Annotated in this window: 22 protein-coding genes, 1 tRNA gene and 1 rRNA gene; all 24 read right to left on the minus strand. The window is 42.7% G+C overall.

Annotation, left to right across the window (positions count from 1 at the left end; all coding sequences use genetic code 11):
* Positions 1–32 precede the first annotated feature (32 nt).
* The 24 genes from AC0MXB_RS14520 to rrf all read right to left on the minus strand — a co-directional run bounded on the left by AC0MXB_RS14520 (position 33) and on the right by rrf (position 20,172).
* A complete protein-coding gene (locus tag AC0MXB_RS14520; RefSeq protein WP_474040432.1) occupies positions 33–2,216 on the minus strand; it encodes a bifunctional diguanylate cyclase/phosphodiesterase in 2,184 nt (727 codons plus the stop codon).
* A 173-nt stretch (positions 2,217–2,389) separates the two neighbouring features.
* On the minus strand, positions 2,390–3,295 hold the full coding sequence (gene secF / locus AC0MXB_RS14525) for a protein translocase subunit SecF (protein WP_474040433.1): 906 nt from the start codon (positions 3,293–3,295) through the stop codon (positions 2,390–2,392).
* Positions 3,296–3,306: 11 nt separating this feature from the next.
* Entirely contained in the window at positions 3,307–4,494 is a 1,188-nt protein-coding gene (gene secD / locus AC0MXB_RS14530) for a protein translocase subunit SecD (RefSeq protein ID WP_474040434.1), read from the minus strand.
* Positions 4,495–4,595: 101 nt separating this feature from the next.
* Positions 4,596–4,946, minus strand: a complete 351-nt coding sequence (locus tag AC0MXB_RS14535) for a hypothetical protein (protein ID WP_474040435.1) — start codon at positions 4,944–4,946, stop codon at positions 4,596–4,598.
* 22 nt (positions 4,947–4,968) lie between these two features.
* Positions 4,969–5,673 (minus strand): PP2C family protein-serine/threonine phosphatase, encoded by a 705-nt coding sequence (locus AC0MXB_RS14540; RefSeq protein ID WP_474040436.1) that lies wholly within the window; start codon positions 5,671–5,673, stop codon positions 4,969–4,971.
* A 97-nt stretch (positions 5,674–5,770) separates the two neighbouring features.
* Positions 5,771–6,340: a 5-formyltetrahydrofolate cyclo-ligase gene (locus tag AC0MXB_RS14545; protein ID WP_474040437.1), complete on the minus strand. Its 570-nt coding sequence runs from the start codon at positions 6,338–6,340 to the stop codon at positions 5,771–5,773.
* The gene (yajC, locus tag AC0MXB_RS14550) at positions 6,337–6,630 is read right to left on the minus strand and encodes a preprotein translocase subunit YajC (RefSeq protein ID WP_474040438.1); all 294 of its coding nucleotides are present in this window, start codon (positions 6,628–6,630) and stop codon (positions 6,337–6,339) included. The genes AC0MXB_RS14545 and yajC overlap by 4 nt, the downstream gene beginning before the upstream one ends.
* 62 nt (positions 6,631–6,692) lie before the next feature.
* Entirely contained in the window at positions 6,693–7,805 is a 1,113-nt protein-coding gene (gene tgt / locus AC0MXB_RS14555) for a tRNA guanosine(34) transglycosylase Tgt (protein ID WP_474040439.1), read from the minus strand.
* A gap of 18 nt (positions 7,806–7,823) precedes the next feature.
* Positions 7,824–8,843 (minus strand): tRNA preQ1(34) S-adenosylmethionine ribosyltransferase-isomerase QueA, encoded by a 1,020-nt coding sequence (gene queA / locus AC0MXB_RS14560; RefSeq protein ID WP_474040440.1) that lies wholly within the window; start codon positions 8,841–8,843, stop codon positions 7,824–7,826.
* A gap of 14 nt (positions 8,844–8,857) precedes the next feature.
* On the minus strand, positions 8,858–10,222 hold the full coding sequence (locus AC0MXB_RS14565) for a SpoIID/LytB domain-containing protein (protein WP_474040441.1): 1,365 nt from the start codon (positions 10,220–10,222) through the stop codon (positions 8,858–8,860).
* 10 nt (positions 10,223–10,232) lie between these two features.
* Positions 10,233–10,463 (minus strand): DUF2905 domain-containing protein, encoded by a 231-nt coding sequence (locus tag AC0MXB_RS14570; protein ID WP_474040442.1) that lies wholly within the window; start codon positions 10,461–10,463, stop codon positions 10,233–10,235.
* Positions 10,460–11,023 carry an epoxyqueuosine reductase QueH gene (locus tag AC0MXB_RS14575; RefSeq protein ID WP_474040443.1) on the minus strand — a complete coding sequence of 188 codons (564 nt, stop codon included), beginning with the start codon at positions 11,021–11,023 and terminating at the stop codon, positions 10,460–10,462. The genes AC0MXB_RS14570 and AC0MXB_RS14575 overlap by 4 nt, the downstream gene beginning before the upstream one ends.
* Positions 11,024–11,036: 13 nt before the next feature.
* Positions 11,037–12,059, minus strand: a complete 1,023-nt coding sequence (gene ruvB / locus AC0MXB_RS14580; protein WP_474040444.1) for a Holliday junction branch migration DNA helicase RuvB — start codon at positions 12,057–12,059, stop codon at positions 11,037–11,039.
* Positions 12,060–12,061: 2 nt separating this feature from the next.
* The gene (gene ruvA, locus AC0MXB_RS14585) at positions 12,062–12,658 is read right to left on the minus strand and encodes a Holliday junction branch migration protein RuvA (protein ID WP_474040445.1); all 597 of its coding nucleotides are present in this window, start codon (positions 12,656–12,658) and stop codon (positions 12,062–12,064) included.
* Positions 12,655–13,152 (minus strand): crossover junction endodeoxyribonuclease RuvC, encoded by a 498-nt coding sequence (gene ruvC / locus AC0MXB_RS14590; RefSeq protein WP_474040446.1) that lies wholly within the window; start codon positions 13,150–13,152, stop codon positions 12,655–12,657. The genes ruvA and ruvC overlap by 4 nt, the downstream gene beginning before the upstream one ends.
* Positions 13,153–13,257: 105 nt before the next feature.
* Positions 13,258–13,830, minus strand: a complete 573-nt coding sequence (locus AC0MXB_RS14595; protein ID WP_474040447.1) for a BofC C-terminal domain-containing protein — start codon at positions 13,828–13,830, stop codon at positions 13,258–13,260.
* Positions 13,831–13,917: 87 nt separating this feature from the next.
* Positions 13,918–14,658 (minus strand): YebC/PmpR family DNA-binding transcriptional regulator, encoded by a 741-nt coding sequence (locus AC0MXB_RS14600; RefSeq protein ID WP_474040448.1) that lies wholly within the window; start codon positions 14,656–14,658, stop codon positions 13,918–13,920.
* Between the two features lie 219 nt (positions 14,659–14,877).
* Positions 14,878–16,374, minus strand: a complete 1,497-nt coding sequence (locus AC0MXB_RS14605; protein WP_474040449.1) for a 4Fe-4S dicluster domain-containing protein — start codon at positions 16,372–16,374, stop codon at positions 14,878–14,880.
* A 13-nt stretch (positions 16,375–16,387) separates the two neighbouring features.
* The gene (locus AC0MXB_RS14610; RefSeq protein ID WP_474040450.1) at positions 16,388–16,645 is read right to left on the minus strand and encodes an NADH-quinone oxidoreductase subunit NuoE family protein; all 258 of its coding nucleotides are present in this window, start codon (positions 16,643–16,645) and stop codon (positions 16,388–16,390) included.
* Positions 16,646–16,675: 30 nt separating this feature from the next.
* Positions 16,676–17,839, minus strand: coding sequence for a SpoIIE family protein phosphatase (locus tag AC0MXB_RS14615; RefSeq protein ID WP_474040451.1), 1,164 nt, complete (start codon positions 17,837–17,839; stop codon positions 16,676–16,678).
* Positions 17,839–19,536 carry a [Fe-Fe] hydrogenase large subunit C-terminal domain-containing protein gene (locus AC0MXB_RS14620; protein WP_474040452.1) on the minus strand — a complete coding sequence of 566 codons (1,698 nt, stop codon included), beginning with the start codon at positions 19,534–19,536 and terminating at the stop codon, positions 17,839–17,841. The genes AC0MXB_RS14615 and AC0MXB_RS14620 overlap by 1 nt, the downstream gene beginning before the upstream one ends.
* On the minus strand, positions 19,533–19,781 hold the full coding sequence (locus AC0MXB_RS14625) for a (2Fe-2S) ferredoxin domain-containing protein (protein WP_474040453.1): 249 nt from the start codon (positions 19,779–19,781) through the stop codon (positions 19,533–19,535). The genes AC0MXB_RS14620 and AC0MXB_RS14625 overlap by 4 nt, the downstream gene beginning before the upstream one ends.
* Before the next feature lie 195 nt (positions 19,782–19,976).
* A tRNA-Asn gene (locus AC0MXB_RS14630) sits at positions 19,977–20,052 on the minus strand.
* A gap of 3 nt (positions 20,053–20,055) precedes the next feature.
* Positions 20,056–20,172: ribosomal RNA gene (gene rrf / locus AC0MXB_RS14635) — 5S ribosomal RNA — on the minus strand.
* Between the last annotated feature and the right edge of the window lie 7 nt (positions 20,173–20,179).

Consider the following 20,179-nt stretch of genomic DNA (forward strand, 5'->3'; position numbering starts at 1 on the left):
AAAAACTCCGGCGTCTAACAAGTACAGTTTGCTTATTGGGAAAGTCCTTGCAAAATAAACTTTTCAAAGTCTCGCGGTGATAAGGGTTTGCTAAATAAAAACCCCTGCGCCTTTTGACACTGCTGTCCTCTAAGCAGATCAAGCTGTTCTTCTGTCTCAATCCCTTCTGCAACTAGCGACAGATTTAAGCTTTTTCCCATAGCAATAATTGCGTTAATAATGGCTGCGTCACTTTGATCTAACGTCATGCCTTCCACAAAACTACGGTCAATCTTTAAGGATTGAATTGGGAAAGATTTTAGATAGCTTAGCGAAGAGTAGCCTGTGCCAAAATCATCAATCGACATGGCCACGCCCATGTTATGAAGCGCCTTCATATGAGATAAGACGAGCTCACTTTTATCCATTGTCAGGCCTTCCGTAAATTCAATTTCCAACCAGCGGCCTTCAAGCCCCGTAAGAAATAAAGTATCTCTTACTGTGTTAATAAAATTGGGATCACGAAATTGAATTGGTGAAATATTCACAGCTACAGGCAGTTTATCATAACCGGCATCTTGCCATATTCGATTCTGGCGGCAGGCTTCATAGAGAATCCACTTGCCTAAAGGTACAATCAAGCCCGTTTCTTCCGCTAAGGGAATAAACTCCGCTGGTGAAATTAGACCGTAATCAGGACTTTGCCAACGCACCAAAGCTTCCATACCGACAATCTTTCCTGTATCAATCGAGAACTGCGGCTGATATTGAAGCATAAACTGATTTTCCTGTAAAGCCTGACGTAGCCGATTTTCTAAACCAAGCTTATGCGAAACAACCTGATGGAGCGTATCATGATAAAATTGATAAGTATTGCGACCGCTGTTTTTCGCTAAATGCATAGCTACATCGGCATTTTGCAAGAGTTGCTGACTTGTTTCACCATCTTGCGGGTAAATACTGATTCCGACGCTACCGCTTACGCTATATTCTTCCCCATCCATTAGAATAGGCTCACGAATAACTTGCAATAACCGCACCGCATAATCTTCAATCTCCGCCCGATTAGATTTCCCAGTTAAAATAAAGACAAATTCATCACTGCCAAAACGTGCTATCAAGCCGCCGTGACGATCTGTTAAATGGGATAAGCGACAAGCTAGAACTTGAATTAACGCATCACCCTTTTCATGGCCGAGCACATCGTTAATCAGGCGAAAACGATCCAGATTTATAAATAAGCAAGACGTAATGCCAGCTTGAGCACTAGGTGATACGAGTAAACCCGCCATATCCGTTAATAACGCTCGCTTATTTGGAAGCTGAGTTAACTCATCAAGCAACCACTTCGCCTGATTACTTTTCTCCGTCTTAAGACGTTCCAATTCAGAAGCTGCCCTAAGCGCAAATATTTTAATCAAATTAGCCACAAAATCTGGATGCTCCAGCGGTTTAGAATCAAAAATAGCAATCATGCCAATGACCTGCTGGCAAGAATCACAGAGCGGTATACCGACAAAACAACCGCCAGATAACTGCCGCAAATAGGGATCTAAAGGATATTCCTCAGAGTTAATCTCTTTTATAAGTATATCGCGCCCTTTGACAACATCGCCAAGAACACAGTCCATTATACTAAAGCAGCAATTTTCAGAAAATAACTCATCTTCTTGCACTTGCGCCAAAACTCGTAGATTTTTTGTTGCTACTTCATATTCTCCTACGATTACAGCCTGTACATGAAAATAACTTGCAATATATTTCGCTAAAGAAGTAAAAAACTCCATGCCTGTGGCATGCGAAACACCCTCAACAATATGCCGTAAAATGGACTCCATATTTTTCCGTTCAGTAATATCGCGGATAATAATCATAACTTCTGCATCGTTTAGCCGTACCACACGACACTCACGACTTCTTTGGGCATCCCCGACTAAAATATCATATTCAAAAGTCTCAATTTGGTTACTGTGAATCGCCTTGTGAGCTGCTGTGAGAATTTCCTCAGCCGTTTCCTGCGGCATAAACTCTTGAATCGATCGACTTTGTCTTAATTTTTTTATATCAAAAGGGATCCAGCCTTTCGGCTCGATAATTTCTAAAAGTACGCCTTTTATATCTATACGAATAATTAAATCAGGATTTGCATATAACAACGCCTTTGCCTTCAATTCATTCGAAATACTAGGCGGCTGACTACAACACTCTGCCTGCTTTATACAAAACATCCTATCCATTTTTATTCTGTCACCTCTACTGCAATTGCCTCCTAATACATATTGTCGAAAAACTTTCTAAATCCTGCCACAAAATGAAGAATTTATTTTTTTCGGCAAAAATAGGACAAATGGATTAAAAAACACTCTCTGCTGTATTGTCAGAGAGTGTTTTAGGCAAAATCGTTGTAAATTTATGATTTAGCCTGTCGGGCCGCTAAACGTTTTTTATCAGCATATTCTTTCCAGGTAACCCAGATCGGACTAGCATTAAAGATCGATGAATAGGCACCGCTTAAGAAGCCGATCAACAGAGCCAACGAAAAATTCTTGGTACTTTCGCCACCGAAGAGAAACAGAGCTGCAGTAGCAAAAAGAACTGTTACGACAGTGTAAATAGACCGAGTCATACATTGCCAGATACTGCGATTGACGAGATCTTGAAAACTTTCACTTTTACGATGCGTCTTCAAATTTTCCCGAATCCGGTCAAAAATAACAATCGTATCATTAATCGAATAACCAACTATCGTAAGAATCGCTGCGACAAAAGACGCATCGACTTCTTTATGCAGTAAAGAAAAAACACCTAAAACAATCAAAATATCGTGAAGCATGGCCGCAACGGCTGATACAGCAAACTTAAATTCAAACCGATAGGCAATATAGGCAATAATGAGCACAGAAGCAATCACCAAAGCTAAAATTGCCTGTTGAATCAGTTCTGCTCCAATCGTTGCCCCTACTTTTTCACTACGCAATAGTTCATAGGGACCGATTTTTTCGCCTAAGCCAGCGAGCACATCGCGCCGCTCTTCATCAGTAAGCACATGCGTACGAATCATTACATTCGGCGCCGCTTCTACCTGCTCGGAAGAGGAAAGCTGAATCGTACTATGCTGCAGTTGATAGTCCTGCAAAGCATCGCGAACTTCCTGCACAGTCACCGGTTTGGCAAAACGCACATCAATTAAAGTTCCGCCAGTGAAATCAATTCCTAGGTTGAAGCCCTGCAAAGCCATGGAAATAATACCTGGAATCATAATGATTGCCGATAAGGCAAACCACCAATACCGTTTTGCAATGATGTTGAATTTCATCTTCTCACCCCTTACGCCCCAAAGACTTTGCTATTTTTAATCAAATTGGCATTCATGAGCCAGCGCAGTAAGAACTGTGAAGCCGTAACGGCTGTAAAGAGGCTTAAAATAATGCCAAGCCCTAAGGTAACAGCAAAACCTTTAACAGTTCCTGTGCCAAAGAAAAAGAGCACAATCGCGGAGACAAGTGTCGTCATGTGAGAATCCAGAATCGTCGCAAAGGCGTGATGAAACCCAAGATCCATGGCCGTTCTTAGTGTTTTTCCTTCGCGGATTTCTTCTTTAAACCGTTCAAAAATCAATACATTGGCATCAACAGCCATGCCGATTGACAGAATAACACCAGCAATACCTGGCAAAGTTAATGTTGCATTGAGCATTTTAAGACCAAACAGCAGCAAAATGACATACATCATTAAGGCAATGTTGGCTACAACACCTGATAAACGATAGAAAAGAATCATAAATAAAACGATAGCAGCGATACCAATCCCAAATGCAATAATACTTTTATCTTTGGAATCCTGCCCTAAAGTCGGACCGACTGTCCGTACTTCCATAATATCCATTTTTACAGGCAATGAACCAGAACGAAGCAAAATTGCCAGGTTTTGCGCTTCTTCAATGGATCTGTTACCAGTAATAATTGCCTTGCCGCCAGGAATCGGTTCATTAACAACAGGGCTTGTTAGCACTTGTTTATCTAATAAAATAGAAATATGCTTACCCACATTTTTTGCCGTCAAGTCACCAAAGGCTTTTGTTCCTTCATCAGTAAACTCAATAGCGACAAGATTTCGCTTTTGCTGATCAATTTCAGCCTTAGCGTCTTTTAAATCTTTTCCTGTCAACACAGTCGTACCGCTTTCATCTTGAAACTCCATCAAAGCCGTCTTGCCTAAAAGTTCAATGGCTTTTTCCGGATCTTTAACGCCAGGAAGTTCTACTATGACGCGCCGTTCTCCCTGTCGTTGAATAATCGGTTCGGTAAGACCTAATTCATTAATACGACGCTCAATGATTTTTACCACACGCTGCATGGCATCTTCATTAACCTGCGCCTCTGGTGTGTCCTCTGCCTCCAGAACTACATGCGTCCCGCCCTGTAAATCAAGGCCTTGTTTAATCGAAAAAGCCAAAGGCTTAATAAAGAAGGCAAACACAAGTACAATAGCGAGAGACGCAATTGAAAATTTCATAAAATGACCCCACCGCAAGTAAGTTTCCCCCAATCTATTCTGTTATCGCATAAAATTAATTATATCTTTCCCGTCCTGTACCTGTCAACCATTGGAAATTTTTAGGCCTTCACTCGTTTAAAGTGTTGTAAGAAAATAAGCACTAACTTGGCCACGCCTTCTTTCGTTAACGCATCGGTCTGGATAAATAAATCAACATGCTGTCGTGCATGGGCCAAACGCTGCTTTTGTACAATGAGTCGTTCCTGTCCCCAAGCAACTTTGCGGCGACGGCGAATTGAAGGAAGCGTGGCATCAAGCATAACCAAAATATCGGGATTTTTCTTTTGCCACAAAGTTTGTATATTAGAATGTTCCTGGGCAATATTATAAGCTTCTACCGCATGATTTCTCAGGGAATTTACTAGCGTGGTTTTACCGGAAGCACACACACCTGTCACGGCAATTCGCATAGCTTTCACTCCTCTATAGTTGTTAATAAGGGTAGACAATATTCATTCGTCGAATCAAATGACCTGATTCCTCATCTGACAAGCCAAGAACTGCTACAGTCATGTCATCACCAGGTCGGTAATCATCTAGATCCAAGGCATACTCTAAAATATTTTGCGCAATAAAATCCACATCTTGCGCGCCACAATCCGCTAGCAAACGCAAAATATAGCCAATATCAAAAGTTTTCCCCCGCTTACGTCCAGCTGCCTGAATTCCGTCACTATAAGATAGTAAAATCATTCCCACAGACAAGGGCATTTCATGCACTAGCGGCTTCATCCGTTTATGGACGCCGATCGAAGGAATATCTTGATCATACACGTCAATACCATAGTCGGCCTTAACTAAAACAGGGCAGTTAGAATTGCGGCAAAAAACAACCGTTTGACTTTCTAAGTCAGCTGACAAAATCGTTAAAGTAGACGAAACCTTGCCATCTTTTACTGCATAAAGAAAATCATGAACAGACCGGGCCACAGCACCATCGCGCGCACCATCAGCTATGAGTGACGACGCCTTATTCACGACTAAACTGCTTGTAATCTTAGCTGGTTTGCCACTTCCTTGTCCATCAGCCAAAATCACACTAATGCCGCCGCGGGGCCGCTCTACCGTCTCGACACTGTCGCCACATTCGCTATTGGCATATTTATTGGTTCTGGCAACGCCAATCCTTACTTCCACGCCTAATCTCTCCTCATCGGCTCATTTCCTGCCTCGCTTTGCGCAGATAGACAAAGGCAAAATATAGTATATACTACATTTTGCCTTTCACCGTCCATTAAAGTTTACAAGAAAAAAGTCCTGTCTCAGTTGCAATATAGTCGACGGAATGGTCGTATGATTCTACCGGAATTGTCGCAACGAGCTGACTGTCAAAAGTTACAGCTACAGTCACCGCTCTATCAGCGCGTTTTAAAAACCGGTCATAATAACCGCCGCCCATTCCCAGTCTATTTCCCTTACGGTCAAAAGCTACACCAGAGAGCAAAATTAAATCAATTGCTTTCGGATCAAGCAAACGGCCGGACACTGGTTCGGCTATATGAAAAGCGGCGCTTTGCCACTTTGTATCCATCTGGATAGAAATTGCTTCCATTACACCAGATTCTGCTGTCATTTTCGGAACAGCCACACATTTGCCTTGCTGCCAAGCAGCGTCAATCACGCCTTTCAGCAAAACCTCGTCTTTCATGGCCATATAAGCCATAATAACGGAAGCTTGCTGAAAAACAGGCCACTCCAAAAGAGTCTGTTGGATCGATTGACTGACAGAAATGCGTTGCTCTGGTGAAATATTTCTGCGTATTTGCAATAAATTTTTACGAAGCGTACGTTTATCCAGCATCATTTTTTCTCGTCTGTTTGCATACCAGCAACGGCAGCACGGGTAATATCTACTTCTACTCTTTCAGCAATCTTGATTGTAATTTTCTTATCAGTAAAACCGGTAATCGTGCCATATAAACCGCCACTGGTAATAATGCGATCGCCTTTTTTCAACGAATCAAGCATTTCAGCACGCTTCTTTTGTTCTTTCTGCTGTGGACGATAGAGTAGAAAATAAAAAATAACAACCATCAGCACAATGGGCCAAAATTGCAGCACCATCTGTTGAATTTCTTCTGACAAAAGTTCCACCTCCCCTATTCTTCGTATCAATTCCTTTAATAAGGTTCCACAAAGTCTTAAAATCTCCTCTATTAGGCTTGATAAATCTGCCAAAAGTGATCGCGAAAGGCAACAAAACGGTCTTCAATAATTGCCTGACGCATTTGCCGCATAAAGTCAATTAAAAAATAAAGATTATGCGTCGTAGTAAGGCGAAGCCCAAAAATCTCATCAGTCTTTAACAAATGGCGAATATACGCACGAGAGAAGTTACGGCAGGCATAACAGCCGCAATGTTCATCAATAGGGCGGAAGTCGCGGGCATATTCCGCATTTTTTACAACAAGCCGCCCTGTCCAAGTCATAGCCGTACCATTTCGCGCGACGCGAGTTGGAAATACGCAATCAAACATATCTATTCCGTACATAACGCCTTCTACTAAACAATCCGGCGTTCCCACGCCCATAAGATAGCGAGGTTTATGCTTCGGTAAAAAAGGCGTTGTATATTCAAGCAATTCATACATCATACTTTTTGGTTCGCCTACACTGAGACCACCGAGAGCGTAGCCGGGAAAATCAAGTTCAACTAATTCTTCGGCGCTTTGTTTACGTAGCTCCTTATACATACCGCCTTGAACAATACCAAATAAAGACTGATCCTCGCGGTGGAGCGCTTCTTTACAGCGTTTCGCCCAGCGAGTTGTTCGTTCAGTGGAAGCTTTTGCATAAGCAAAATCTGCCGGATAAGGCACACATTCATCAAAAGCCATAATAATATCAGAACCTAAGGCTTGCTGAACTTCGGTCGCTACCTCTGGCGACAAAAAGCGCTTGGAACCATCAATATGCGAACGAAATTGAACGCCCTCTTCCGTAATTTTACGTAAAGCGCCTAAACTAAATACCTGGAAACCGCCACTGTCAGTTAAAATACCGCGATCCCAATTCATGAACTTATGCAGTCCGCCGGCCTCAGCAACAAGGTCGTGACCAGGACGCAAAAACAAATGATAGGTGTTGCTTAAAATAATCCCTGCGCCCATATCCTTCAGTTCTTCCGGCGACATGCTTTTTACCGTAGCCTGCGTACCGACAGGCATAAAAATTGGTGTATCAAAAGTTCCGTGGGGCGTATGAATTTTCCCCGCTCTAGCGCCGGTCTTCGAGCACTCTTTAATTAACTCATAAGTTACTGCTGGCATTTCATTGTTCCTCTCTTTTTAAAGAATCAGCATAGCATCGCCAAAGCTAAAAAAACGATACCGCTCTTTTACAGCTTCCTTGTAAGCTGCGATAATAAAATCCCGGTCTGCTAAGGCACTCACAAGCATCAGCAACGTGGATTTTGGCAAATGAAAATTCGTAATCAGACCGTCAATCATTTGATATTCATAACCAGGATAAATAAAAATATCAGTCCAGCCAGATCCTGCTGTAATCCTTTTATCTTTAGCTGCTGTTTCTAAGGTACGAACAGCTGTTGTACCTACAGCAAACACGCGCCGCCCTGCTGCTTTCGCTTGGTTCAGCTTAGCAGCAGTCTCTTCAGTAATTGAGTAATATTCACTATGCATTTTATGTTCTGTTACTTCGGTTACATTAACAGGTCGAAATGTCCCTAACCCCACATGGAGGGTCACAAAAAGGCATTCCACGCCCTGCTGTTGGAGCTGTTGGAGCAAAGCGGGCGTAAAATGAAGCCCCGCTGTCGGCGCCGCAGCCGAACCTTCCTGCTTGGCATATACGGTTTGATATCTGTTTTTATCAGACAGCCGTTCCGTAATATAAGGAGGAAGAGGCATTTCCCCTAAGCGATCAAGAATTTCTTCAAAAATTCCTTGATATTCAAACCGAACGATACGTCCGCCAAAATCGGTGGTTTCAAGTACTTCGCAGCAAAGCTCATCGCTAAAAACAATCTTCGTGCCAGGCTTTGCCTTTTTGCCAGGTTTCACTAGAACTTCCCATTCATCACCGCTACACCGCTTTAACAGCAATACTTCAATATGCGCGCCAGTAGCTTCTTTAGTACCCATAAGTCTTGCTGGCATAACTTTCGTATCATTAAATACTAAAACATCACCTGATTTAAAATATTGCGGCAAAGCAGCAAACTGACTATGCTCTAACGAGCGCTTCGCTCGGTCTAATACCAAAAGCCGCGATGCATCACGCGGCTCCACAGGATGCTGAGCAATCAATTCAAGCGGCAAATCGTAATCAAAATCTGATAACTGCACGAAAAAGTCTCCTTTTAATAAAACTTAGTAATCTCTACCCCTTGATAGTAATGCTTGAGGATTTGACGAAAATAAAAAGAATCGCTTACAGGGGCTTTATCGGCCATAGCTTTAGCCCCCCATTGTGATAAGCCAAGTCCATGACCATAGCCGTAGCCGCGAATTACAATCACTTCTTTCGGATCATTCAACAGCCGACGAATATTCTCGCCATCGCCAGGATTTTTTCGTTGCGGAAACATCGGTAGTTTCGCCGGAACTTCTTTCGTTGCCGAACCATAATCGCCGGAAATATCAAATTCCAGTTTTTCAGGACTCGCTACCATGATCTGAATATCAAACAGCGTGCTTGGCAAATTTAACAGCGAACGAAACTTATTGCCGCTAAGCTCTAATGAACCAGCTGAACCGATCAATCGTAAATCTTTCAACCGTCCTGATATACCTCTATCAACAGCGGTTTCTCCAACTGAACTCTTCGCTTTCTCTTTCAAAATTGACAACTCAAAAGCTTGAATATGACCAATTTGACAACCGCCCCGTTTCAAGGCTGTATCGACTTGTGCTGCCGTAAACCGCTTTTCCCAAGAATAATTCGGCGATTTTTGATCATAATCGATGACACTCTTTAAGTAAGGCGTAACAGTTCCCCACACGGCTTCACTATCTTCCGTACGTCCGCCGGAACTCGAATGAAAAACAGCCGAAATTGGGTTTCCTTGATACGTAAGAACGAGACCGGCTGTTTCATCAACGGCTTGATTCGTCTGAACGGCTTCACTATTTAAACCGGCATAGACTTGACATTCTGTTGTCGGACAAACATCATAGCCATCACTGGCAAACTTACGCATATTAGCCATGGCATACGTTCTTGCGGCAACAGCTTGGGCTTTTAAAACCTCGCGATTCCATTCCGGTGAAATTTCTTTGGGAACAACACCGTAAAGATACTCTTCCACTGACAAGGTATTCACTGCCGTCAAACCAGATTTATTATGGGTTCGATGAAACTCCATTGTACCGCGATATTTTTTACGATTCACTTCGATCGGATGTTTCGTGGCGTCTTCATCGACAGTAATTGCCAAACTAGTTGCCTTGACCTTGACTCCATTTAGAGTAATTACCCCGTCCTTGATACCAATAGCAACTCGGTCCCCAGAGCCGTAACGTCCTAATCGTTGGGCCGTATCGGCATCAATAATGTTAAAATCCGTATCTGTATTGACTAATAAGTTAGGTTGATTTGACCAAATTCCCACGCGAATTGCAGGTATTTCACTTTCTTCCGTACCTTTTGCTGCAACAGCCTGCTGAGGACAGATCCAGCCTAAAAGCAAAACAAACGTGACGAGACAGAAAATATATTGCTTCATCGAACCATCCTCACCTTTTTGACAGCAAATTTAAAATTACCGTCAATACTATACTTAGCACAATTGATGTAGTAATGGGAAAAAAGAAACTCGAATTTTCCTTTTGAATTAGTATATCGCCAGGCAGACGCCCCAGCGGCAAAAATTTTCCGCCAAAAGTAAGAATAGCGCCAATCACAAGCATGACAAAGCCCGCCACCATCAGCATTTTTCCAATAGAGGAAAAATCGGCGCCGCTCATGCTTTCACCTTCTTCTTTTTTTGATAACGCTCCTGTTCGCTAAAAATGCAGCCGCAGTATGGCTGACGATAAAGCTCTAACTCCAGACTCTCAGCAACCCCCTCATCCCAGCCAGGTCGAAAGTCAATATAGTGAAACAAAAGGCCTTCTTCTTCGGCAATTCTTTCACCGATTTCTTTAATTAATTCGTGCTTTTGAAATGGACTCACAAGAAGCGATGTAGTGAAGGCGTCAAACCCTTTTTCCTTCGCGACTTGTGCCGCTTTTCTAAGACGCATTTCATAGCAGAAATGGCAACGACTTGGTTCAGCCGTAAGCGCGCCTGTCAAAAATAAGGGCAAATCATAAGTATCGTCAACGATAAAATTCAGCTTAATTTTCTGCAAATATTCGCGAGCTGTAGTAAGCCGCCGTTTGAATTCTTTATAGGGATGTATGTTGGGATTATAAAAATAGCCTGTTACATCGGCCTGATCGGTAATAAACTCATCAAGCTCTCGTAAAAAATGTATCGGATAAATAGAGCAAGGACCGCAGCAAATATGAAGCAGTACTTTCAAACTCAGTCACCTCTTACCATAAATTAATCTTCTTAGCATCTTCCGTAGGTCTCGCTATCTTCAGATGCTCATAAGCAGCGCCTGTCACAATTCGTCCGCGCGGCGTACGATTTAAAAAACCGATTTGCATCAAATAAGGTTCGTAAACATCTTCAATCGTTTCCGTCTCTTCACTAATCGAAGCAGCTAACGTGTCAAGACCTACAGGTCCGCCGCCAAATTTTTCAATAATCGTGAGCAGCATTTTCCGGTCCGTTTTGTCAAGACCTAATGAATCGACTTCCAAGCGCTGCAACGCCAAGTCAGCAACTTCTACGGTAATCACGCCATCAGCAGTGACTTGGGCAAAATCTCTTACCCGCTTTAACAGCCGATTGGCAACACGAGGCGTGCCGCGCGAACGACGGGCAATTTCTACGGCGCCTTGCTTGTCTATACCAATTCCCAGGACTTCTGAAGCTCTTTCCACAATATAAGTCAGTTCTGCTTCCTTATAGTATTCAAGGCGGCACACTACGCCGAAACGATCGCGAAGCGGCGAAGCTAGAGCGCCCGCTCTTGTCGTAGCTCCTACCAGGGTAAAGGGCGGTAAATCCAAACGAATAGATCTAGCGCTAGGACCTTTACCAATGATAATATCAAGGGCAAAATCTTCCATAGCAGAATAGAGTATTTCTTCGACCGAGTGGGAAAGACGATGAATCTCATCAATAAACAATACATCATTTTCACTAAGATTTGTTAGAATCGCCGCAAGATCGCCAGGCCGTTCAATAGCTGGTCCGGAAGTCACTCTGACGCTGACTTCCATTTCATTGGCTATAATATTGGCCAGTGTCGTTTTACCAAGCCCCGGCGGACCGTAAAGCAATACATGGTCAAGCGCTTCCTGACGTGTTTTCGCTGCCTGTATAAAGATTTCTAAATTCTGTTTTACTTGTTCTTGTCCAATATATTCCTGCAAGCGACGCGGTCGTAAACTATATTGCCATTTATCAGTTTCCTGTTCACCGCCGCCTAGCATACGTTCTTCCATAGTTACCTCCTGGAAAGTTCCTTCAATGCTTCTTTAATCATTTCCCCTACAGGGAGGCCTTTAGGCGCGATTTTTTTCAAGGCAGCCATACTTTCACTATGACTATAACCAAGAACGGCCAACGCTGCCAACGCTTCGCTGTAGGCATCACGATCGGTCAATTCATCGCCAGCAGCTAATAATTCTTCATCCGTTTCTAAAGCGCCTAATTTATCTTTCAATTCTAGGATCAGCCGCTCTGCCGTCTTTTTACCGATTCCGGGAATTTTAGTAAGCAAAGCTATATTTTTCTGGCTAATGGCAGCTTGAACTTCCTCTGGTTTCATCACCGATAAAACACTAAGCGCCACTTTGGGACCAATACCAGAAACAGACGTCAAGTGAAGAAACAAATCATACTCAGATTGTGTAAAAAAGCCGTAGAGCAACATAGCATCTTCCCTGACTTGCAACGAAGTGAACAGCGTAGCGGTAAGTCCTACCGACAGCTTCTGCCTTGTTGATAAGGGAATAAAAACTCGATACCCTACCCCTTGCACATCGATAAAACAATAGTCCGTAAATAAATGTGAAATCTGTCCCTTCAAATACCCGATCATAACAGCTTCTCCCATACGCCGCGGCTGCTTTGACAATTAGCCGTGCAAATCGCAATAGCCAAAGCATCGGCCACATCATCAGGATGTGGCTTTTTCGGCAGATTCAATAATTTTTGCGTCATATAAATAACTTGTTCTTTCGTCGCTTTGCCATAACCTACTACAGATTGTTTTACTTGCAACGGCGTATATTCGCAAATAGAAAGATTCTGCTGTGCCGCACTTAACAGAACAACGCCCCGTGCCTGACCTACGGTAATGGCCGTTGTCACATTTTTATTAAAAAAGAGCATTTCCACGCCCATACACTCAGGCTGGTAGGTCTGGATAATTTCCTGTAAATCATGATAAATAATCTTCAATCGCTCTGCTTGTTCTAGTTTGGGGCTTGTCTGGATTGCGCCATAAGCAATCGCCTTATAGCGATTTCCAACCATTTCGATAATCCCATAGCCGCAAATAGCGGTCCCGGGGTCAATGCCAAGTGTAATCATTTCTTACCATTCGCCCCTTTCCTGCGAAAATATATTCGACAAAGCCGCTAACAGCTCCTCCAAAAGAAAAAAACGGGTTGCCATAACCCGTTTCTGCCGATTGACTCAGCGCGATTGAAGCCCTTCTAATGTTCGCATCAATTCTTCCCGCGTCTGTACAACAATGCCTTGCTGCAGTTCTGCAACATCTTGCGGCATAAGAGAGCTTGCAGCAATCTTTGTCGTTTCTTTTACAATCGCTTTATCGCCGGGTTTTCCATAAAAAACAGCGACATACTCCCCATTTAAGCCAATAAACATATTGTTGGCATGTTCTCGGCAGTAACTATCTACCGTTAGGCTCAGCATAATTTTATCACTGTCAAATTGCTCAATAGTCCAATTCGGATACATCTTTGCAATTTGCTCATAATTCATTCCCAATAGATTTTCTGTCGGTGTTGTACGAAATACTTCCTCATCGCCGCATTTTGTATAATGAATGGTCTGAGTAATCTCCGTATTCTCCGTAACCTTGATCTTACCGTCTTGCTTTACAGTCTGCAAAAAGAAAAGATCTTGCTGTTCTCTTTGCCAAAGTGGAAATATATATAAAGAAAAAGCCAGTATAAAACTAAAAATAAGCAGACTCAAGCCTAAATAGAACCTTCGCTTAGGAGACTGAAAAAAAGGCAACATCAAAAACACTCCTTCTGTTTTGTGTTGCCTTAGTCATAACCATATTTTTACTGTTTTATACATAGACTGAAAAAATCTGGCAAAACTTTATTCTTCATCCTCATCATCAGGCATATTAAAGTTTGAATATACATTTTGCACATCATCATGTTCTTCCAGAACTTCAAGCAACCGCATCATTTTCGTTGCGTCGTCTTCCGGCAAATCCACTGTCGTTTCTGGAATCATGGCGATTTCCGCTGCTTCACATTCAATTTGATTCTCTTCCAAAACCTTTTGAACGGCTTCAAAATCTTCTGGCGTTGTAATAATTTCAAACGATTCGTCTTCTGTTTTTATATCTTCCGCACCAGCGTCAAGTACCAGCATCATTAAATCTTCTTCACTTTTTCCAGCTGCATCAATTACAAATAGTCCTTTTTGCTTAAACATCCAGGCAACACAGCCGCCTTCGCCTAGATTCCCGCCATTCTTGGAAAAAATGTGACGAATATCAGCCGCTGTACGGTTCCGATTATCAGTTACAATCTCAATCATAACAGCTACGCCGCCAGGGCCATAGCCTTCATATACGATTTCTTCATAATTGGCGCCATCTAAACCGCCTTGCCCTTTTTGGATTGCTCTTTGAATATTTTCTTTCGGAATATTATTTGCTTTCGCCTTTTGCAGTACAAGTTTTAAACGCATATTTCCGGTAGGATCAGCTCCACCCATACGTACTGCTACGGTAATCTCCCGACTAATCTTCGTCGTGACTTTGCCGCGAAGAGCATCCATTCTTCCCTTTTTGTGTTTAATATTAGCCCATTTAGAATGTCCTGACATGCATAAATCTCCTCTCAGACATGGTTAAGCAGGCAACTTTAAACGTGCTATCTAAAGCCGCCTGATCATTTACTTACACTTTATTTATCTCGGTTCACATTTTCGAACGTCTAAGAAATAGTATACAGGTTTTCCCGCCGCTTTGTCAATTTACCCTTAAAAGAAAAGGGAGACTTGCCTGATAGACAAATCTCCCCGCAAAGATACTAGAGTGAACAGTTACTCGTGGTGATGGTGGAAACTGATTGATTTTTCAATTTCATCAACGGCTTTTTGATTTTCCGGTGAAACCTTTAAAGGTGATGTAGCCGCATAATTATCAACTAACTTAGTCGTTACGCGAAGATCTGCTAAAGTTCCTGGACCGCCAACGCAGCCGCCTAAACAAGCCATTCCTTCAAAGAAATTCGCTTCTAGCTTGCCAGTTTTCATTTTTAAGAGCGTCATTTTGCACTCGCCTAAACCTTCACTGCGCTGTCCTTTTACTTCCGTTTCCGGCGCGAGTTCACCGACAGTTCCTAATACAGCCTGCATAACTCCGCCAGCCCGAGCAAAAACATTGCCATCGCGCGACGCCATCGACACGTACTCGCTATCAGTCATTTCCGCTACATTAATGCCTTTACCAACCATCATAGCCGCAGCTTCTTCAAAGGTCAGAACAAAATCAATATATTCGCTGTTTGCAAGGCCTTCGCCCTTTTTCGCAATACAAGGGCCCACAAAGACGACCATGGTATCAGGTTCAGCATGTTTAATTACCCGACCAGTCGCAACCATTGGCGATACTGTTGTCGAAACATTGCTCGCAATATCAGGCATATGTTTTTTGACCATTCCCGCAAAAGCAGGGCAGCATGATGTCGTTAGGAATGGTTGTTCATCTTTCACAGCAAGAAACTCTTTCGTTTCTTCAATTGCTACAATATCCGCGCCGAAGGATGCTTCATAAACTTCAGCAAAGCCGAGTTGCTTCATTGCTTCAATGACTTGCCCGGTCCGCACTTTCGGACCAAATTGGCCGATAAAAGCGGGTGCAAGCATCGCTACAACCTTATGCGTTTTCATTTTTTCAATCACTTGAACAATCATCGAACGATCCGAAATAGCGCCAAAAGGACAAGCTATTTTGCATGCACCGCAACTAACACATTTCTCGGAATCAATCACCGCTTTCCGATCGTGTCCTGCTTTAATCGCCTTAATATCGCAAGCGCGTTCGCAAGGACGACTGATTTCAATAATCGCACCATACTGGCAAGAGCGTTTGCACATACCACATTCAACACACTTCGTTTTGTCAATGTATGCTCTATTTTGCACAACCATAATCGCATTTTTAGGACAGCTGTTAATGCAGTTATGAGCAACGCAATTGCGACAAGCGTCAGTAACAATAAATTTATCTATGGGGCAGCCATCACAAGCTTCTGGCATAACATTCACAATCGGCAGATCAGCCATTTCACCGGCCAAAGCGTGTTTTGCCGCTTCATGTAAATCCACATCTTGAGGCTGACTTAAAGCTATTTTTATACGATCAGCCAACACAGCCCGTTCTTTATGAACACAGCAACGATAGCGCGGACCATCTTCGGTTACTACAGTTTGAATAATTTCATCTACCTTTTCGGAAAGAGTTCCTTCATAGGTTAATTTTGCAATTTCTGCAAAAACCTTTCTTCTAATCTTTCCAACTTCAGTTACTTGAGCCATTCTGCTCCTCCTCTTAGACCCCTAATTTATTTATATGTTCTTCAATTACACCAAGAAGTTTTTCTGGCGTAACATCAGATAAAAGCAATCCATTGACTTTTACATTTGGCCCTTTGCCACAATTCTTTAAGCAGGTTACAGCTTCCAATTGAATCTTTTCCTGTTTTTCTGGGGGCAATCGTTTTACTGCATCCAATACATCTTCGGCACCTAACAGGTGGCAAGAAGTCCCGAGACAAATCTCTATCAATACTTTATTATTATCGGCCATACTTGTCATCTCCTACCTTATTAAATACTTTTACAACCATTCCACAACCACATGCTTTCCCATTGCTTTTAATTGTTCAATTAACTTTTCTACAACTTGACTTTTAATATGAATATGTCCGGGAAAGTTCGGGTTCTGGTGGGCTGGATTTACTGCTTTTCCTGCTAAAATCGTAATTGTATCAGCTTCCCAAAGCAGATTGGCAAGTAAAGTCGCTCCGTCTTTTCCCCGCTGACGACGACCTGTTGCCAACTTTTCTACAACCCTGTTTAAGGTTAACACACCTTCTGTCACAAGATCAATATCTGAAATATAACAAATTGGTGGCACTTCCGAATCATAGTAATTAAGATCAACAGAAAGTGGACGACAAGTAATGCGGCTAAAAATATTTGCCGTTGTCCCGCCAGAAATCACTTTTTTGCCAGGCAGGCGTAAAAAGCGTTGTACCGTCTTTTCATCATCCTGTTCTCGGGCAGGCGGTCCTGTGAATAAAACAAGCTCTCTAGGATAGCGTAACTTAGCTGTAACTACAGTCGTATCATCGCCAGGTTTACCTAAATAGTAACCATCGCAGGCATCAATAACAAATTGACTGATTCTTTCTGCCGTTAACTGCTCCGCTTCGCCTACTGTATCTTCCTGCAATCGCTCTTTTACATAGTCGCAAACGCCCTGCCAGCCCCAGCCAAGACTTAATAGTCCCCCAATACCAGCATGGATAACACCATCGCTAACGACTAAAAGTGCATCCGTCTCCGTCAAAAGCATCTGGCCTATCTTAATCGTTTTATTCCCGACGCTTCTTTCTTTAGTAGGAAAAGGTAAGACATGGCGCCCACGAACCAAAAAAGTCGGTGGCGAGTCAAATTCAATAACCGTCGTCTCACCGCTGGCGTGAATCTCAATAATATGCAGCGTAGAATAAGCAATTTTTCGGACTTTACAAACAGGTAAAGTTTCCGTTATGGTATCGACAACTTCATCTAACGCAATGCCCCGCTTTAACAAGGAAGCAGCAATTTTTGTGGTCATCGTTGCCAAAATATTAGCCTTGACCCCACTTCCCAATCCATCCGATAAAACGATAATCGTCGAGTCTGGCGTCCGTACAATCTCCACGCGGTCGCCGCAAAGTTCTTCGCCTTCTTTCGCTAACTGATGAACAGCGACTTCAGCATAAAGGGACTGCATTACCTTTCCCCCTTCGCTTTTAACACATCGATCAACTCCAGTAAAGCTCCCTTGGTTTCTGCTGTGGTTTCGCCCAACAGTCCGGCAATTTCTTGGGCGACATGCATCTGTTTTTTAATAATCTCACTTGCTTTTTGTACTGTATCTTCTCGTAAATCAGCCAATTCTTGTTGTTTTCGTTCCGCTACGGAAACATCGCTGATGATAGCAATAATTAGACCATGTTTGGGTACAGGTAAAATCATCTGTTCCGTTACAAGAGCCAAATGAGCGTACTCAATCCGTCTTGCCATGATCTTATTTGCCGTATGCCAAGCTTCCTGGAAAGCACTACAATCCATCACAGTGGCAAGATTCAACCCAACGGCTAGAGGAATCAAGGTGCCAAATAATTCTTCCGCCGCAGGATTCCATTGTTGTAAAACACAGTTCTCATTCATGACTAAAATGCCATGAAGTGAATTGTCTACAATAATATTGGCGAAAGACTCGGCCTTAGCTCGCATATAGGGCACACACATTTCCACTTCAGCCATTCCTTGATACACAGCAATCGCTTTATCACGACAGGAATTATAGCCACAAGCGCCACAGTTTTTTTCATCACGCCGCGAATATTTACCTGTTTGCTGCAAAATTTTCTTGATCTCATAAGAATCGGGCATTTTCTGAATAATCGGCCTTGCTTCATGCTTTCTTGTAAAATCATAGAGCTGTTCTTCATAAATAATATGCTGCCTAGATCCTTTTTTCGCATATTCAACTACCCGTGCTTTTCGCGCAGCAAGACTAAGGGTAGTACCACTGGCTGGACCATTAATACAACCGCCGCGACAGGCAAGCGCTTCGACAAAGCGCGGCGCAATTTCGCCTGCCTCCATCGCTTTAAAAGCTTCACTACACTGCTGCACTCCATCTATCGAGAGGATTTCTAAATCCATTTCATCGTGAGTAAGGAAAGATTTTAAAATACCGCCTGATAAAGGAAAATAACGCGCCTTTTCGTAAGCAAGCCCATTCAACTCGACTGGTTTATCGGAAAATAAAGCACCTGCTTTTACTTCTGAAAGCCATTCTTTCAGTTGGACAAACGTAAGAGCATAGTGAATGGCCTTACTCTCCTTTTGTTCCTCCAATTTAGCAATACAGGGACCTGCAAAGACAATCTGTGCCTTAGGTCCATATTTTTGTTGTAAAAGCAGCCCATGGGCAACCATAGGGGAAACAACCGGAGCCAGACAGTCTACTAGTGAAGGATGATAATGGGTAATCATATTCACAATCACTGGACAACAAGCTGAAATAACCGGTTTTGTAGCCTTTTCTAATAGTTTACTATAGTGGTTTGATACAATTTCGGCCCCAATAGAAGCTTCCTCAATCACACTAAACCCTAGAGCATGAAGGCGCAAGAGCAACTGTTCCAATGAGTATTCAGGAAATGCAGCCACAAAAGAAGGTGCTAAGGAGAGAACCATATACTCACCGTTGTACAACGCTTTTTTTATAGCATCAACCTGATTTTCTACCTGTTTGGCTTGTTGTGGACATTCTACAACACAGCGTCCACAGGAAATACATCGTTCATCCCAAACTTTTGCATGACTCTTTTCAATTCCAATCGCTTTAACCGGGCAAGAACGAACACACCGATGGCAATCCTGACAATTGACCTGCTCTGTTGTTATCAGAGTCATTTTGCACCTCCGAGAATCTTTTCATGAAACAATTGCTGTACCTTATCAGGTCTCACATTAGTAATTAATTCTCCGTTAATCTTTAGTATAACGCCTTCCGTACAACGTCCTTCGCAAAAGTGTCCTCTCACATCTACTTCATGTGCAATACCATGTTTCTCCATCAAGTTCTTTAAGGCTTGCAGCACTTTATTGGCTCCCCTTAAATGGCAGGCACTGCCAATACAAATCTCGACTCGAACCATAATACTCCCTCCAGCAAACGTGAATAATTTCACTCTTTGCTTCTTTTCATACCTATTGTACATAAAAAGAAAAATTTAAGCAACAAGTATTTCTAAGAAGTCAGCCTAGCATTTTAGGTCTTGTATTTAAGGACAAAAGTAAGACTTATTTTACAAAAAAAGATCAACTGCGTATCACAGTTGATCTTGGAAATTTGGCTCCTTGAGTAGGACTCGAACCTACGACCGATCGGTTAACAGCCGATTGCTCTACCAACTGAGCTATCAAGGAATAAATCAGCAACTATCTATCCTCCCAGGCCGTCGCCAGCCAAGTACTTTCGACGTATATGGGCTTAACTTCTGTGTTCGGGATGGGAACAGGTGGAACCCCATAGCTATCGTCACTGAATCTTATG

This window comes from Pelorhabdus sp. sgz311001, assembly GCF_055901755.1.

Bases quoted from the DNA above. Each gene is read 5' to 3' on its own strand.
- AC0MXB_RS14600 (WP_474040448.1), bottom strand. From the start codon at position 14,658: ATGTCAGGACATTCTAAATGGGCTAATATTAAACACAAAAAGGGAAGA.
- ruvC (WP_474040446.1), bottom strand. From the start codon at position 13,152: ATGATTACACTTGGCATTGACCCCGGGACCGCTATTTGCGGCTATGGG.
- AC0MXB_RS14625 (WP_474040453.1), bottom strand. From the start codon at position 19,781: ATGGTTCGAGTCGAGATTTGTATTGGCAGTGCCTGCCATTTAAGGGGA.
- AC0MXB_RS14520 (WP_474040432.1), bottom strand. From the start codon at position 2,216: ATGGATAGGATGTTTTGTATAAAGCAGGCAGAGTGTTGTAGTCAGCCG.
- AC0MXB_RS14565 (WP_474040441.1), bottom strand. From the start codon at position 10,222: ATGAAGCAATATATTTTCTGTCTCGTCACGTTTGTTTTGCTTTTAGGC.
- AC0MXB_RS14610 (WP_474040450.1), bottom strand. From the start codon at position 16,645: ATGGCCGATAATAATAAAGTATTGATAGAGATTTGTCTCGGGACTTCT.
- AC0MXB_RS14535 (WP_474040435.1), bottom strand. From the start codon at position 4,946: ATGCGAATTGCCGTGACAGGTGTGTGTGCTTCCGGTAAAACCACGCTA.
- secF (WP_474040433.1), bottom strand. From the start codon at position 3,295: ATGAAATTCAACATCATTGCAAAACGGTATTGGTGGTTTGCCTTATCG.
- AC0MXB_RS14620 (WP_474040452.1), bottom strand. From the start codon at position 19,536: ATGACTCTGATAACAACAGAGCAGGTCAATTGTCAGGATTGCCATCGG.
- ruvA (WP_474040445.1), bottom strand. From the start codon at position 12,658: ATGATCGGGTATTTGAAGGGACAGATTTCACATTTATTTACGGACTAT.
- AC0MXB_RS14570 (WP_474040442.1), bottom strand. From the start codon at position 10,463: ATGAGCGGCGCCGATTTTTCCTCTATTGGAAAAATGCTGATGGTGGCG.
- ruvB (WP_474040444.1), bottom strand. From the start codon at position 12,059: ATGGAAGAACGTATGCTAGGCGGCGGTGAACAGGAAACTGATAAATGG.
- secD (WP_474040434.1), bottom strand. From the start codon at position 4,494: ATGAAATTTTCAATTGCGTCTCTCGCTATTGTACTTGTGTTTGCCTTC.
- AC0MXB_RS14595 (WP_474040447.1), bottom strand. From the start codon at position 13,830: ATGTTGCCTTTTTTTCAGTCTCCTAAGCGAAGGTTCTATTTAGGCTTG.
- AC0MXB_RS14605 (WP_474040449.1), bottom strand. From the start codon at position 16,374: ATGGCTCAAGTAACTGAAGTTGGAAAGATTAGAAGAAAGGTTTTTGCA.
- AC0MXB_RS14545 (WP_474040437.1), bottom strand. From the start codon at position 6,340: ATGATGCTGGATAAACGTACGCTTCGTAAAAATTTATTGCAAATACGC.
- tgt (WP_474040439.1), bottom strand. From the start codon at position 7,805: ATGCCAGCAGTAACTTATGAGTTAATTAAAGAGTGCTCGAAGACCGGC.
- AC0MXB_RS14615 (WP_474040451.1), bottom strand. From the start codon at position 17,839: ATGCAGTCCCTTTATGCTGAAGTCGCTGTTCATCAGTTAGCGAAAGAA.